11 protein-coding genes and 1 pseudogene are annotated in these 14,447 nt (G+C 52.8%); 2 read left to right on the top strand and 10 right to left on the bottom strand.

Annotated elements, in window-relative coordinates:
* Positions 1-70: 70 nt before the first annotated feature.
* The 6 genes from OOJ59_RS11125 to tkt all read right to left on the bottom strand — a co-directional run bounded on the left by OOJ59_RS11125 (position 71) and on the right by tkt (position 8,008).
* The gene (locus tag OOJ59_RS11125; RefSeq protein ID WP_038633539.1) at positions 71-931 is read right to left on the bottom strand and encodes a small-conductance mechanosensitive channel MscS; all 861 of its coding nucleotides are present in this window, start codon (positions 929-931) and stop codon (positions 71-73) included.
* Positions 932-1,123: 192 nt separating this feature from the next.
* Positions 1,124-2,203, bottom strand: coding sequence for a class II fructose-bisphosphate aldolase (gene fbaA / locus OOJ59_RS11120; protein ID WP_038633542.1), 1,080 nt, complete (start codon positions 2,201-2,203; stop codon positions 1,124-1,126).
* Between the two features lie 88 nt (positions 2,204-2,291).
* Positions 2,292-3,455 carry a phosphoglycerate kinase gene (pgk, locus tag OOJ59_RS11115; RefSeq protein ID WP_038633545.1) on the bottom strand — a complete coding sequence of 388 codons (1,164 nt, stop codon included), beginning with the start codon at positions 3,453-3,455 and terminating at the stop codon, positions 2,292-2,294.
* 39 nt (positions 3,456-3,494) lie between these two features.
* On the bottom strand, positions 3,495-4,523 hold the full coding sequence (gene epd / locus OOJ59_RS11110; RefSeq protein WP_038633548.1) for an erythrose-4-phosphate dehydrogenase: 1,029 nt from the start codon (positions 4,521-4,523) through the stop codon (positions 3,495-3,497).
* A gap of 311 nt (positions 4,524-4,834) precedes the next feature.
* Entirely contained in the window at positions 4,835-5,701 is an 867-nt protein-coding gene (locus tag OOJ59_RS11105) for a glycerophosphodiester phosphodiesterase family protein (protein ID WP_160955392.1), read from the bottom strand.
* A gap of 315 nt (positions 5,702-6,016) precedes the next feature.
* A complete protein-coding gene (tkt, locus tag OOJ59_RS11100; protein WP_038633569.1) occupies positions 6,017-8,008 on the bottom strand; it encodes a transketolase in 1,992 nt (663 codons plus the stop codon).
* 279 nt (positions 8,009-8,287) lie between these two features.
* Between tkt and OOJ59_RS11095 the strand changes: the two genes are divergently transcribed.
* On the top strand, positions 8,288-9,046 hold the full coding sequence (locus tag OOJ59_RS11095) for a M48 family metallopeptidase (protein ID WP_038633572.1): 759 nt from the start codon (positions 8,288-8,290) through the stop codon (positions 9,044-9,046).
* A 99-nt stretch (positions 9,047-9,145) separates the two neighbouring features.
* Here the strand turns inward: OOJ59_RS11095 and speB are convergent, their stop codons facing one another.
* The 4 genes and pseudogenes from speB to OOJ59_RS28090 form a co-directional block, all read right to left on the bottom strand.
* Positions 9,146-10,066 (bottom strand): agmatinase, encoded by a 921-nt coding sequence (gene speB, locus OOJ59_RS11090; RefSeq protein WP_038633575.1) that lies wholly within the window; start codon positions 10,064-10,066, stop codon positions 9,146-9,148.
* 164 nt (positions 10,067-10,230) lie between these two features.
* Complete coding sequence (speA, locus tag OOJ59_RS11085) at positions 10,231-12,207, bottom strand: biosynthetic arginine decarboxylase (RefSeq protein WP_072014782.1); 1,977 nt, start codon at positions 12,205-12,207, stop codon at positions 10,231-10,233.
* Positions 12,208-12,215: 8 nt separating this feature from the next.
* Positions 12,216-12,347, bottom strand: a complete 132-nt coding sequence (gene yqgB / locus OOJ59_RS11080) for an acid stress response protein YqgB (protein WP_137360737.1) — start codon at positions 12,345-12,347, stop codon at positions 12,216-12,218.
* Between the two features lie 258 nt (positions 12,348-12,605).
* Positions 12,606-12,707 (bottom strand): annotated as a pseudogene (locus OOJ59_RS28090) (hypothetical protein); the annotation flags it as partial.
* A 417-nt stretch (positions 12,708-13,124) separates the two neighbouring features.
* Here OOJ59_RS28090 and metK point away from each other — a divergent pair.
* Entirely contained in the window at positions 13,125-14,279 is a 1,155-nt protein-coding gene (gene metK / locus OOJ59_RS11075; protein ID WP_006686850.1) for a methionine adenosyltransferase, read from the top strand.
* The last annotated feature ends 168 nt before the right edge of the window (positions 14,280-14,447 follow it).

The following is a 14,447-nucleotide window of genomic DNA, read 5'->3' as shown; positions in this document are numbered from 1 at the left end:
GCCTACAGTATAGAAATCTGACCAGGCCGGATAAGCGAAGCGCCATCCGGCACCGTGGTGCAGAAAAAGATTACTCTGCCGCGTTCTCTTTGACACGCTTGAAGTTCACATCCATCTGCGGATACGGGAAGCTGATGCCGTTGGCGTCAAACTCGCGCTTAATACGCTCCAGTACGTCCCAATAGACGCTTTGCAGATCGCTGCTGTTGCTCCAGACGCGTACAACGAAATTAATCGAAGAAGCGCCCAGTTCATTCAGGCGCACCGTCATTTCACGATCTTTAAGGATGCGCTCGTCGGATTGGATGATATCGGTGAGGATTTTCTTCACCTGATCGATATCGGAATCGTAGGCCACGCCGATAATGAATTCGTTACGACGAACCGGTTCGCGAGAGAAGTTAATGATGTTCCCGGCAATGATTTTACCGTTCGGGATCACCACAATCTTACCGTCTACGGTACGCATGGTGGTAGAGAAAATCTGCACGTTAAGTACGGTTCCCGCTACGCCGCCGAGGTCTACATACTCACCCGCGCGGAACGGACGGAACATCACCAACAGCACGCCTGCGGCAAGGTTGGACAGCGAACCTTGCAGCGCCAGACCCACGGCTAAACCTGCGGCACCGAGAACGGCGATCACGGAGGCGGTTTGCACCCCAACGCGGCCCAGCGCGGCAATCAGCGTGAACGCGATAATACCGTAGCGCACCAGTGCGGAGAGAAAATCGGCAACCGTTGCATCAATTTTCCGCGACACCATCAGACGATTAACGGTGTTTGATACGATACGCGCCACAATCATACCGATGATAACAATGGCGATGGCCGCAACGATGTTGACGGCATAGCTCAACAGCAGTTCCTGATTGCGGACCAGCCAGGTGCCCGCCCCGTTTATGCTGTCGACAACATTCAAATCTTCCATTCACTATTCCTTTTTTGCTTACCCAAATGGGAAAAAATAAAGCCGCCCCGCCGGGACTGGCAATCTGACAAGAGTAAACAATAAACCTGATTTTTGCCAAACAGATCACAGAAATCTCTGCCAGCAGCCTGTTGAAATGGCAATAAAAAAGGCCCGCATTGGCGGGCCTCATGTCACGTAGAACGGCGTAAATTACAGAACGTCAACCGCGTTCAGTTCTTTGAAAGCCTGTTCCAGACGGGTGATCATGCTTGTCTGACCAGCACGCAGCCAAACGCGCGGATCGTAGTATTTCTTGTTCGGCTGATCTTCGCCTTTCGGGTTACCCAGCTGGCCCTGCAGGTAAGCTTCGTTTGCTTTGTAGTAGTTCAGAACACCTTCCCAGGTCGCCCATTGGGTATCGGTATCGATGTTCATTTTCACTACGCCGTAGCTTACGGAGTCTTTGATTTCCTGAGCAGTAGAACCGGAACCGCCGTGGAAGACGAAGTTCAGGCTGTTGTGCGGCAGGTTATGTTTCTTAGAAACATAGTCCTGAGAGTCGCGCAGGATGGTCGGGGTCAGAACCACGTTACCCGGCTTGTAAACGCCGTGTACGTTACCGAAGGAAGCGGCGATGGTGAAACGCGGGCTGATTTTGCTCAGCTCGGTGTACGCATAATCAACGTCTTCCGGCTGGGTGTACAGTGCGGAAGCGTCCATGTGGCTGTTGTCCACGCCGTCTTCTTCGCCACCGGTGCAACCCAGTTCGATTTCCAGGGTCATGCCCATTTTGGACATGCGCGCCAGGTATTTGGAGCAGATTTCGATGTTCTCTTCCAGAGACTCTTCAGACAGGTCGATCATGTGAGAAGAGAACAGCGGTTTGCCGGTTGCTGCGAAGTGTTTTTCACCCGCGTCCAGCAGACCGTCGATCCACGGCAGCAGTTTCTTCGCGCAGTGGTCAGTGTGCAGGATAACCGGAACACCGTAGTGTTCAGCCATCTGGTGAACGTGATGCGCGCCAGAGATAGCACCCAGGATTGCAGCGCCCTGAGGCACGTCGGACTTCACGCCTTTACCCGCGATGAAAGAAGCACCACCGTTGGAGAACTGTACGATTACCGGCGCTTTAACTTTTGCAGCGGTTTCCAGTACGGCGTTGATGGAGTCGGTACCAACGCAGTTAACAGCTGGCAGAGCAAAGTTGTTTTCTTTAGCTACCTGGAAAACTTTCTGTACGTCATCACCAGTGATTACGCCTGGTTTTACGAAATCAAAAATTTTAGACATGTTGCGAGTCCTGTATCTTCGGCCTTGGAAAGGGCGCGCGCTCTAAAGCGCGCTAATAATTGGGCAGGTTACCCTGCCCATTAAATGCTTACTTTTTAGCGCGCTCTTCGAGCATCGCTACTGCTGGCAATACTTTACCTTCCACGAATTCGAGGAAAGCGCCGCCGCCAGTGGAGATGTAGGAGATTTTGTCAGCAATGCCGAACAGGTCGATTGCTGCCAGGGTATCGCCGCCGCCCGCGATGGAGAACGCTTCGCTGTCTGCGATAGCGTTAGCAACGATTTCAGTACCTTTACGGAAGTTCGGGAATTCGAACACGCCAACCGGGCCGTTCCACAGAATGGTTTTCGCATTCTTCAGGATTTCAGCCAGCTGCTGTGCAGAAGCGTCGCCGATATCCAGGATCTGCTCGTCTTCTTTCACGTCGCTAACGGATTTCAGCGTCGCCGGCGCAGTTTCGGAGAACTCAGTCGCTACGCGAACGTCGGTCGGAACCGGGATATCGCAAGTGGTCAGCAGACGCTTAGCTTCGTCAACCAGGTCGGCTTCGTACAGAGATTTACCGACGTTGTGGCCTTGAGCGGCAACGAAGGTGTTCGCGATACCGCCGCCAACGATCAGCTGGTCAGCGATTTTAGACAGGGAGTCCAGAACGGTCAGTTTGGTAGAAACTTTAGAACCACCAACGATAGCAACCATCGGACGAGCCGGTTCTTTCAGCGCTTTGCCCAGCGCGTCCAGCTCAGCAGCCAGCAGCGGACCCGCGCAAGCTACATCAGCGAATTTGCCGATACCGTGGGTAGAAGCCTGCGCACGGTGAGCCGTACCGAAAGCATCCATGACGAATACGTCGCACAGCGCCGCATATTTTTTGGACAGAACTTCGTCGTCTTTCTTCTCGCCTTTGTTGAAGCGAACGTTTTCCAGGACCACCAGCTCACCGGCAGCGACTTCAACGCCGTCCAGGTAATCTTTTACCAGGCGAACCGGAGCAGACAGTTTGTCTTTCAGGTAGTTAACAACCGGCAGCAGAGAGAATTCTTCGTTGTACTCGCCTTCGGTAGGACGACCCAGGTGGGAAGTTACCATCACTTTAGCACCCTGCTTCAGGGCCAGTTCGATGGTCGGCAGGGAAGCACGGATACGCGCGTCGCTGGTTACTTTCCCTTCTTTAACTGGTACGTTCAGGTCGGCACGGATAAAAACGCGTTTACCAGCCAGATCCAGATCGGTCATCTTAATTACAGACATGGTGAATCCTCTCGTTGATACTTAAAGTTTTGTCGACGCTCAAGCGTCGAGCCTGAAACCAATAGCAGCCATCGCTAACGTTGTGTCGAGCATACGGTTAGCAAAGCCCCATTCATTATCACACCAGACCAGAGTCTTGATCAGGTGAGCACCACTCACGCGCGTTTGCGTACCATCAACGATGGCGCTGTGCGGGTCATGGTTAAAATCTACAGAGACCAACGGTAATTCCGTATAGTCAACTATACCATGAAATGCACCTTGTGCTGCTTTTTGCAGCAACTGGTTGACTTCGCTGGCTTTTACCGGTTTTTTCACCGTCACGCTTAAGTCGATCGCCGTCACATTTATGGTCGGTACACGCACCGCGATCGCTTCAAAACGATCGTTAAATTGCGGAAAAATTCGCGTAATACCCGCCGCCAGTTTGGTATCAACCGGAATAATTGACTGGCTGGCCGCTCGCGTACGACGCAGGTCAGGATGATAGGCATCAATCACCTGCTGATCGTGCATCGCAGAGTGGATCGTTGTAACGGTACCAGACTCAATGCCGTAAGCATCATCCAGCAATTTAATGACGGGAATTATACAATTCGTGGTGCAGGAGGCGTTGGATACAATTCGGTGCTCAGCGCGCAGCTGATCCTGATTAACGCCAAATACAACCGTTGCGTCGATGTCGGGACTGCCAGGATGTGAAAAGAGCACTTTTTTTGCACCGGCGGCAATATGCGCCTCGCCGTGTTCGCGGTTACCGAAGACGCCCGTACAATCCAGCACAACGTCAACACCCAGTTCACGCCATGGCAGCGCGTCGAGCGTTCGCTCATGCAAAATGCGGATCGCGTCATCACCAACGATGAGCTGGTCACGTTCCTGACGAACATCCCAGGCAAAACGCCCATGGCTGGTGTCATATTTCAACAAATGCGCCATGCCTGCAGCATCCGCCAGTTCGTTGATTGCCACCACGGTGATTTCCGCCCGACGCCCGGATTCATACAAAGCACGAACCACGTTGCGTCCGATGCGACCGAAACCATTAATCGCTACGCGTACGGTCATAGGTCTCCTGCAAGGATTTCTCAGAAACGATGTGGCAGACAGAGTAATGCAGCAAATCGCTCAGGGAAACCTTACCTGTCGCAAACTGCGACTAATTGGTTAATTGTCGAACATTTAATCGACTGAAACGCTTCAGCTAGAATAAGCGAAACGCGGAATAAAAGGAATGATTGTCCAGCGACAGAACGCAGTTATCTGACTTATGTCACATTTTTACCGCAACACACCCATTAAAACTGCCTCAGCGTCATAATAACGCTCGCCATCCGATGGAATAATGTTCCCCCCGGATGGCTTATTGCCTACAACCGCTATTTCAACCCGGCAATCATCAATGGAGAATTGACGAGAACGCCGTCAGCTCCAAGTTTCACAGCCTGCTGGTAGCTCTCGGCATCGTTGATGCCGAGTAGAATGATATGTGCGCCCGGCTGTGAACGGAAGCAGGACATCGCTTCGTCATCCCAGCGCATTGTTGCTTTAGAGCGCCCCTCTCCCAGCGTGAATTTTTCAACCACCTCAACCTGGCTCTGAAGCTCCAGGCCATACCAGCGCTCCCGAGAATCTTCGGCAGTAATTCCGCACTGGTGACCCATGGTAACATTGGCCAGTAACGTACGCGTTATATCCCGGCTTTCGAAACGGGCCACATCCGGAGGCAGCGCCGCTAAAAAGCGTGAATCCGTCGAATAGATACGCGTACGTTGTAGCGCCTTGCTGCTGCTCAAAACGCGGTGGATTGCATTGGCAATATCGGCCGGTACTGCATCCGGGGATTTTATATCCAGATAGAAGAACGTATCTGGCCAGCGCGTTAGCGCCTGTTTCAACGTGGGAATACCGATATTTTTATTACGATAAGGGGAGTCAGGGGTACCAAAATTAATGGCCGCATCGGCTTTCGCTAGCTGCTCGGCGGTAAATTCAGAGACCTTGCCTTTTAAATTTGTCAGGCTGCTAAGATCGGAAGGACGATACAACACAGGCACACCATCCTTACTTAGCTGGACGGTTATCCAGATGGCATCAGCATGGTTATTCAACGCTTTTTCAATAGCGGGTAAGGTATTTTCTGGCGCATCCCCGGTCCCTCCTCGATGTGCAATTACTTGAGGTGCAGCCTCCACGGCTGCAGCGCAGAACAGGAGAAAAGCGGCGCTAACGTGTTTAATATTCATTATACTCCCTTAATATAAAGACATTGATAAAAATGAACTTAAAAGACGGAATAATTAAAATTCAATACAGACCTACTCAAATAATAAATGCAATGAATGTATTTAATTTGAAATGTATTTCAAATTTATGAAAACGCACAAAAAACCAGTGCATTCACGTCAGTTTTTATCGATAAAATATAATAGATTCAGCCGGACACTTATATTAAATGAAAAATAGATGAAAGATAAAATGCTTAACACACTTTTCTGCCGCAATCAGTGTCCAAAAAAAAACGGGCCGCCTAAGCGACCCGTTTTTATCTGTAACCGTAATTACAGCAGTTCTTTTGCTTTCGCGACAACGTTGTCTACGGTGAAACCGAACTCTTCAAACAGCAGCTCAGCCGGAGCAGACTCGCCAAAAGTGGTCATGCCGACGATAGCGCCGTTCAGGCCCACGTATTTGAACCAGTAGTCAGCAATCCCCGCTTCGATTGCCACGCGTGCAGAAACGGCTTTCGGCAGTACGGATTCACGGTAAGCGGCATCCTGTTTGTCGAACGCGTCGGTGGACGGCATGGAAACCACGCGCGCCTTCACGCCTTCAGCTGTCAGTTTGTCCCACGCAGCCACAGCCAGCTCAACTTCAGAACCGGTCGCAATGAAGATCAGTTCCGGCTGACCAGCGCAATCTTTCAGCACGTAGCCGCCGCGAGCGATGTTCGCCAGTTGCTCTTCGGTACGTTCCTGCTGTGCCAGGTTCTGACGGGAGAGGATCAGCGCGGTCGGGCCGTCCTGACGCTCAACACCGTATTTCCACGCCACGGCGGATTCGACCTGGTCACACGGACGCCATGTGCTCATGTTTGGCGTCACACGCAGAGACGCAACCTGCTCTACCGGCTGGTGAGTCGGGCCATCTTCGCCCAGACCGATGGAGTCGTGGGTGTAGACCATCACCTGACGCTGTTTCATCAGCGCAGCCATACGCACCGCGTTACGGGCATATTCTACAAACATCAGGAAGGTAGAGGTATACGGCAGGAAACCACCGTGCAGGGAGATACCGTTAGCGATAGCGGTCATACCGAATTCACGCACACCGTAATGGATGTAGTTACCGGCGGTATCTTCGTTGATCGCTTTAGAACCAGACCACAGAGTCAGGTTAGAAGGTGCCAGGTCAGCAGAGCCGCCAAGGAATTCCGGCAGCAGAGGACCGAATGCTTCAATCGCGTTCTGAGACGCTTTACGGCTGGCGATTTTCGCCGGGTTAGCCTGCAGCTTCGCAATGAACTCGTTCGCTTTCGCGTCGAAATCAGCCGGCATGTCACCTTTCATACGACGGGTGAATTCAGCCGCTTCCTGCGGGAAGGCTTTCGCATATGCGGCGAACTTCTCGTTCCACGCAGCTTCTTTTGCCTGGCCTGCTTCTTTCGCATCCCACTGAGCATAGATTTCAGACGGGATTTCGAACGGCGCGTATTTCCAGCCCAGCTGTTCGCGGGTCAGTGCGATTTCAGCATCGCCCAACGGCGCACCGTGAGAGTCGTGAGTACCCGCTTTGTTCGGAGAACCGAAACCGATAATGGTTTTGCACATCAGCAGAGACGGTTTGTCGGTCACTGCGCGCGCTTCTTCGACTGCGCGTTTAATCGCATCAGCATCGTGACCATCAACGCCACGAACCACATGCCAGCCATAAGCTTCGAAACGCTTAGCGGTGTCATCGGTGAACCAGCCTTCAACGTGACCATCGATAGAGATGCCGTTGTCATCGTAGAACGCAACCAGTTTGCCCAGCTTCAGCGTACCGGCCAGAGAACATACCTCGTGAGAGATACCTTCCATCATGCAGCCGTCGCCCATGAAAGCGTAGGTGAAGTGGTCAACGATGTCATGACCTGGGCGGTTAAACTGCGCCGCCAGCGTTTTTTCAGCGATAGCCATACCGACTGCGTTCGCAATACCCTGGCCCAGAGGACCCGTCGTGGTTTCAACACCTGCGGTGTAACCCACTTCCGGGTGACCCGGCGTTTTGGAATGCAACTGACGGAAATTCTGCAGCTCAGACATCGGCAGGTCATAACCGGTGAGGTGCAGCAGGCTATAAATCAGCATGGAGCCGTGGCCGTTAGACAGCACGAAGCGGTCACGGTCAGCCCAGGACGGGTTAGTCGGGTTGTGGTTCAGGAAATCACGCCACAGGACTTCGGCAATGTCAGCCATACCCATCGGGGCACCCGGGTGACCGGATTTGGCTTTCTGTACTGCGTCCATGCTCAGCGCACGAATAGCATTGGCAAGCTCTTTACGTGAGGACATTTTGACTCCAGATCGGATAATGAAGGCCACGCCCTAAACGACTTGACGACAGCGCGTTTTGGGCTACGCCGGAAAAAAGTGCCAACAATGTAACCCAAGCCGCGTGTCATGTACATGGAGCATCCTTTTACCGCTTCAGAAATCTCTGGATCATGCACGCATGTTGCGCAATCTTCTCGCCCGCTTATTGTTCTTTTCTTTATACTTATGCTGAGCGTCGGTTTACCTGCAAACGACGCATTTTTTAGAATAATCCTGACTTTGTGCGGAAGAGAAAAAATGAAAATTCGCGCTTTACTGCTTGCTACGAGCATGGCAGCGGCATTGACCGGCTGCCAGAACATGGACTCAAACGGACTGCTTTCCTCAGGCGCAGAGGCTTTTCAGGCCTACAGCCTGAGCGATGCTCAGGTAAAAGCGCTGAGCGATCAGGCCTGTAATGATATGGACAGCAAAGCTACCATCGCCCCGGCTGGCAGCGAGTATGCAACGCGTCTTGGCAAAATCGCCTCCGCGCTTGGCGATAACATTAACGGCCAGCCGGTGAACTACAAAGTCTATATGGCGAAAGATGTAAATGCTTTTGCCATGGCGAACGGCTGTATCCGCGTATACAGCGGCCTGATGGATATGATGACGGATAACGAAGTCGAAGCGGTGATCGGCCACGAAATGGGCCACGTCGCGTTGGGTCACGTGAAAAAAGGCATGCAGGTTGCGTTGGGCACGAACGCGGTGCGTGCAGCGGCGGCCTCCGCTGGCGGCATTGTCGGCAGCCTGTCGCAGTCGCAATTGGGCGATCTTGGCGAAAAACTGGTGAACTCACAGTTCTCCCAGCGTCAGGAATCCGAAGCGGATGATTACTCGTATGATTTGTTGCGCAAACGTGGGATCAATCCGGCAGGCTTAGCCACCAGCTTTGAGAAACTGGCAAAACTGGAAGCCGGACGTCAAAGCTCAATGTTTGACGATCACCCGGCATCCGCCGAACGTGCGCAGCATATTCGCGATCGCATGAGCGCGGACGGAATTAAGTAATCTTCAAGCAGTGCCGAATGGCGGTGTGAAGCCTTATCCGGCCTACAGGCATCAACCAACTGTAGGCCGGATAAGCGCAGCGCCATCCGGCAAAACAACTTATTCGCCTTTCTTCGCCGCCTGGATATACAGCATTTCTAACGCTAAAGTCGCCGCCGCCAGCGCGGTGATCTCAGACTGATCGTAAGCCGGCGCCACTTCCACCACGTCCATCCCCACGATATTCAGATCCTTCAGACCACGTACCAGCTTGATCGCGCGATCGGACGTCAGACCGCCGATCACCGGCGTACCGGTACCCGGCGCAAACGCCGGATCCAGACAGTCGATATCAAAGGTCAGATACACTGGCATATCGCCAACGATCTGTTTCACCTGGGCAATGACGTCGTCTACGCCGCGATCGTTCACCTGGCAGGCATCCAGTACGGTAAAGCCATTATCTTTGTCGAACTCAGTGCGAATACCGATCTGTACAGAGTGATTCGGATCGATCAGCCCTTCATTTGGCGCAGTATAGAACATGGTGCCGTGGTCGAATTCGCAGCCGTTAGCGTAGGTGTCGGTGTGGGCATCAAAATGCACCAGCGCCATCTTACCAAAGTGCTTAGCGTGCGCGCGCAGCAGCGGCAGCGTGACGAAGTGGTCGCCACCGAAGGAAAGCATGCGCTTACCTGCAGAAAGCAGTTTCTCTGCGTGCGCCTGCAGTTTCTCACTCATTTCACGGGCATCGCCAAACGCATACACCAGATCGCCGCAGTCCACCACGTTCAGGCGCTCACGCATATCGAAGTTCCATGGGAAGCGGTTGTGCTCCCACGCCAGGTTGGTAGAAACCTGACGGATTGCTGCCGGGCCATGGCGACCGCCCGCGCGGCCAGACGTTGCCATATCAAACGGTACGCCGGTGATCACCCAGTCGGCATCGCTATCGTAAGGCATGAAATTCATCGGCAGACGCAAAAAACCAAAGGCGTTAGAAACCAGGGAGTTGTCGTATTGATGACCTAAGGTGCTCATGTGCTGACCTCTTGTAAAATCGGTGAAAAAAAATCCCCTCCGCGTCGTTAAGCCCGACGAGGAAGGGATTGATTTACGTGACTACTTGTATCGGCGAATTATCGCCGTTAATTTGTACGGATTCAAGTGAGCGCCGCAAACGCAGCGCCACCGGGAATTTACCGTTATTCATCTTCCAGATAGGTGTATCCGTACAGCCCTGCTTCAAATTCTTCGAGGAACTGTTGTTGCAACTCGGCGTCCAGATCGGTGTTTTTCACCTGATCACGGAACTGCGTCAGCAGCGTTTTCGGATCCAACTGCACATACTGCAGCATGTCCGCCACGGTATCGCCTTCGTCAGACAGCTCAACTTCCACGCTGCCGTCAGGGAAGACAAACACGTCAACGGCTTCGGTATCGCCGAACAGGTTGTGCATGTTACCAAGGATCTCCTGATACGCGCCGACCATAAAGAAGCCCAGCATCGGCGGGTTCTCCGGGTCGTATTCCGGCATCGGCATGGTGGTGGCAATACCATCCCCGTCAACGTAATGGTCGATAGCGCCATCAGAGTCACAGGTAATATCCAGCAGCACCGCGCGGCGCTCAGGCGCCTGGTTCAGCCCTTCCAGCGGCAGCACCGGGAACAGTTGGTCGATCCCCCACGCATCCGGCATTGACTGGAACAGTGAGAAGTTGACGTAAATCTTATCCGCCATCCGCTCCTGCAGCTCGTCGATAATCGGGCGGTGCGCGCGGTTGCTCGGATCGAGTTGTTTTTGCACATTATGGCACATGTTCAGATAGAGCTGCTCTGCCCACGCACGTTCCTGCAGGCTAAAGGTGCCAGAAGAGTAGCCAACGTGAATATCGTGCAGGTCCATCTGGCTGTCGTGCAGCCATTCACGCAGCGAACGGCGCGTGCCCGGCTCGTGCATCTCTTGCCAGGTTTCCCACATGCTTTGCAGGGAGCGCGGCGCGTTGTCTGCCGGCGGCGTCGCTTCGGTAATTTCGCTACGCTCAACGCCAATGATGTTGGAGACCAGCACGGTATGGTGCGCGGTAACGGCACGACCCGATTCAGTGATCACTGTCGGGTGCGGTAGACCATGCTCTTCACAGGCGTCGCCAATCGCCCAGATAATGTTGTTGGCGTATTCGTTCAGGCCGTAGTTTACGGAGCAGTCGGACTGCGAGCGGGTACCTTCATAGTCCACGCCCAGGCCGCCGCCCACGTCGAAGCACTGAATATTCACGCCCAGCTTGTGCAGCTCGACGTAGAAACGGGCCGACTCACGCACGCCGGTGGCGATATCACGAATGTTCGCCATCTGCGAGCCGAGGTGGAAGTGCAGCAGTTGAATGCTGTCCAGACGGCCGCGCTCACGCAGAATTTCTACTAGTTGCAGTACCTGGTTTGCCGCCAGGCCGAATTTGGATTTTTCACCACCGGAGGACTGCCACTTGCCGGAACCCTGCGACGCCAGACGCGCACGCACGCCCAGACGCGGAACGACATTCAGGCGTTCAGCTTCATCCAGCACGATGGCGATTTCAGACATCTTCTCGATAACCAGATAGACCTTATGGCCCATCTTCTCGCCAATCAGCGCCAGACGGATGTATTCACGGTCTTTATAGCCGTTACAGACGATCACGCTACGGGTCATTCCGGCATGAGCCAGAACGGCCATCAGTTCAGCCTTGGAACCCGCTTCCAGTCCCAACGGTTCGCCGGAGTGGATCAGTGATTCAATCACGCGACGGTGTTGGTTGACCTTGATCGGGTAAACGAGGAAATAGTCACCGTTGTAGCCGTAGGATTCACGGGCGCGTTTGAACGCGGCGTTAATCGAACGCAGTCGGTGTTGCAGGATCTGCGGGAAGCAGAACAAAGCAGGCAGACGCTGGCCCTGCGCTTCACGGGCTTTCACCAACTCAGCAAGGTCAACACGCGCTTCTGGTACGTCCGGATCCGGGCACACGCTGATGTGACCCAGTTCATTGACGTCATAATAGTTATTACCCCACCAGGCAATATTGTAAGTACGCAGCATCTTGCTGGCTTCCTCGGAACTCATTGCAACCTCCTGCATGGAGCGTAGTACACCGTGTTCGCCTGCTGACGAAGGCGAACCCAAAGAAATGTCGTCAGACATAGCGAACCTCAAATTTTATTAACAAGTGTAAAACAGTTGACTACTATCGCAATCCAAAGACGCGATAACAACCCAAATACAGGCAGAATTTCCAGCAGATAGTGCTGATGCTCCGACTGTGCGACCGGTTTCTTTTTCATATCATTGTAAACACGTAACCGAACGTACTGCTGACAGTTCGGCGAAACCACGAGAAAACTCTTGTTTACCAAGAGCGCCCTTGTTCAGTTCTTAGTGACCGTTACCGGCTCTTGAGTCCTGAGATACGCCGAGATGGGTATACACTTCATCCTTCATGCAGCCTCTTTGTTGGCTACGCGCATTCGCCCCAGTCACGTACTACTCGTACGTTCAGGGGACTCATTCATTTGCCGCCTCGACGCAGCATAAATGATTTTGTGTATATAACATCGACAGGTATGCAAAACAGAGATGCAGATTGCGGGGGACATATGTACACCAGAACGGTGCGACAGATTCAGCAGAATACAACGGTTCATTATCTCGTATCACCTCCACGGTTGCTCCTTACGGAGAACCCACAAGCCAAAGCTAAAGTTTTAACCCGGCTGGAAGTGGCAACACGATGAAAATGTCGTGTGCTTTTTGTATGAGCCGCGCGCCGCGTTTTATACCGATATGGGGAGTAAAAAGCAAAAGATAAATGCACACATTGCCAGCACCGTCAGGAAAAATTTCCAGTTACATTTTCAGTACAATGCGACCTCAATCAAAAAAAGCTGGAAATCAGGCGAAGAACTGTCCTAAAATAGCCGTCCAGATGTTAATCCATCTATACCGATTAACACTCAGACTGCCAGTGTCCGTCATCTGCAGACTCATGGTAGAATCTTCTACACATGGCTATCCCACTCGACAGTTTGAGCTAACCAAATTCTCCTTAGGTGAAATTAAATATGGCAAAACACCTTTTTACGTCCGAGTCCGTATCAGAAGGGCATCCTGACAAAATCGCTGACCAAATCTCTGATGCCGTGCTGGATGCAATCCTGGAACAGGATCCGAAAGCACGCGTTGCCTGCGAAACCTACGTCAAAACCGGTATGGTTTTAGTTGGCGGTGAGATCACCACCAGCGCATGGGTCGATATCGAAGAGATCACCCGTAACACGGTGCGCGAAATTGGCTATGTGCATTCCGACATGGGTTTTGACGCCAACTCTTGTGCGGTACTGAGCGCAATTGGTAAACAGTCTCCGGACATCAACCAGGGCGTTGATCGTGCCGATCCGCTGGAACAGGGCGCGGGCGACCAGGGTCTGATGTTTGGCTACGCCACCAACGAAACCGACGTGCTGATGCCAGCCCCGATTACCTATGCTCACCGTCTGGTGCAGCGTCAGGCTGAAGTGCGTAAAAACGGCACCTTATCCTGGCTGCGCCCGGATGCAAAAAGCCAGGTTACCTTCCAGTATGACGACGGCAAAATCGTCGGTATTGATGCGGTCGTTCTGTCGACTCAGCACTCTGAAGATATCGATCAGAAATCGCTGCAAGAAGCCGTTATGGAAGAGATCATCAAGCCGGTACTGCCGACTGAATGGCTGAATGCTTCTACCAAATTCTTCATCAACCCAACCGGTCGTTTCGTTATCGGCGGCCCAATGGGCGACTGCGGTCTGACCGGTCGTAAGATTATCGTTGATACCTACGGCGGTATGGCTCGTCACGGTGGCGGCGCATTCTCTGGTAAGGATCCGTCTAAAGTTGACCGTTCCGCAGCCTATGCGGCCCGCTACGTCGCGAAAAACATCGTTGCCGCTGGCCTGGCTGACCGTTGTGAGATTCAGGTTTCCTACGCAATCGGCGTGGCTGAACCGACCTCTATCATGGTAGAAACGTTCGGTACCGAAAAAGTGCCTTCAGAACAGTTGACCCTGCTGGTGCGTGAGTTCTTCGACCTGCGCCCGTATGGTCTGATTCAGATGCTGGATCTGCTGCACCCAATCTACAAAGAAACCGCAGCCTATGGTCACTTTGGTCGTGAGCATTTCCCTTGGGAAAAAACCGACAAAGCGCAACTGCTGCGTGACGCTGCCGGACTGAAATAATTCAGTCACGACTGAACGCTTATGCTTCTTAAGACCAGCCTCGGCTGGTCTTTTTTATGCCCATCTTCTCTCTGCCTCCCCTTTCCATAACAGCGCTATTAATCCTCTTTTTGAACGAAAATGAAAGCGATTACATTAAGCTGTGTTTCCTCCCTCTTCTAATTAACA

The organism is Citrobacter sp. W9 (genome assembly GCF_026719375.1).
Lineage (GTDB): Bacteria > Pseudomonadota > Gammaproteobacteria > Enterobacterales > Enterobacteriaceae > Citrobacter > Citrobacter werkmanii.
The sequence above is the reverse complement of the archived record's forward strand: the minus strand, read 5'-3'. Positions and strand labels throughout refer to the sequence as shown.

Coding starts and splice junctions, on each gene's coding strand:
- yqgB (WP_137360737.1), bottom strand. CDS start 12,347: ATGAAAAAGAAACCGGTCGCACAGTCGGAGCATCAGCACTATCTGCTG.
- fbaA (WP_038633542.1), bottom strand. CDS start 2,203: ATGTCTAAAATTTTTGATTTCGTAAAACCAGGCGTAATCACTGGTGAT.
- speA (WP_072014782.1), bottom strand. CDS start 12,207: ATGTCTGACGACATTTCTTTGGGTTCGCCTTCGTCAGCAGGCGAACAC.
- speB (WP_038633575.1), bottom strand. CDS start 10,066: ATGAGCACCTTAGGTCATCAATACGACAACTCCCTGGTTTCTAACGCC.
- OOJ59_RS11105 (WP_160955392.1), bottom strand. CDS start 5,701: ATGAATATTAAACACGTTAGCGCCGCTTTTCTCCTGTTCTGCGCTGCA.
- pgk (WP_038633545.1), bottom strand. CDS start 3,455: ATGTCTGTAATTAAGATGACCGATCTGGATCTGGCTGGTAAACGCGTT.
- epd (WP_038633548.1), bottom strand. CDS start 4,523: ATGACCGTACGCGTAGCGATTAATGGTTTCGGTCGCATCGGACGCAAC.
- OOJ59_RS11125 (WP_038633539.1), bottom strand. CDS start 931: ATGGAAGATTTGAATGTTGTCGACAGCATAAACGGGGCGGGCACCTGG.
- metK (WP_006686850.1), top strand. CDS start 13,125: ATGGCAAAACACCTTTTTACGTCCGAGTCCGTATCAGAAGGGCATCCT.
- OOJ59_RS11095 (WP_038633572.1), top strand. CDS start 8,288: ATGAAAATTCGCGCTTTACTGCTTGCTACGAGCATGGCAGCGGCATTG.
- tkt (WP_038633569.1), bottom strand. CDS start 8,008: ATGTCCTCACGTAAAGAGCTTGCCAATGCTATTCGTGCGCTGAGCATG.